General features: G+C 65.2%; 1 pseudogene. It reads left to right on the forward strand.

The annotated features are described in order from the left end of the window. A pseudogene (locus EN852_RS36130) lies at positions 1 to 376 on the forward strand (peptidase C14 caspase catalytic subunit p20); the annotation flags it as partial.

A 376-nucleotide genomic window follows, 5' to 3' on the forward strand; every position in this document is an offset into this window, starting at 1 on the left:
CTTGAAGAAGAGGGCGGCGATATCCGGTCAGGCCCAGTTCAATCAGAATCAGGGCGGCCAGAATCAGGGCGCCTTGCCGCTGAAGCCCGGCCAGGGTGTGACGCAGGGCCAGCAGCCTGGTGCTGCGGCTCCGCTGTCTAAGAACCTGTCCGCCCGCAAGCTCGGGACCGACCACGCCTTGCCGGGAGCCGATGGCAAAACGCTGCCGCTCGTCAACGGCAAGCCGGTGCTCAACGGCCAGAATCTGCCCAACGACAGGTCGAGGAAGCTGCTTGGCAAGCAAGGCATTGTGGGCAACCAGGAGGCGACGGGAAATGCCGGCGCCGCGGCGACCGGAGAGCAGGGCACGGATCAGCAGAAGGGCAAGAAATTCCGC

Source organism: Mesorhizobium sp. M2E.F.Ca.ET.209.01.1.1 (assembly GCF_004010375.2).
In the GTDB taxonomy this organism is placed as follows: Bacteria; Pseudomonadota; Alphaproteobacteria; order Rhizobiales; family Rhizobiaceae; genus Mesorhizobium.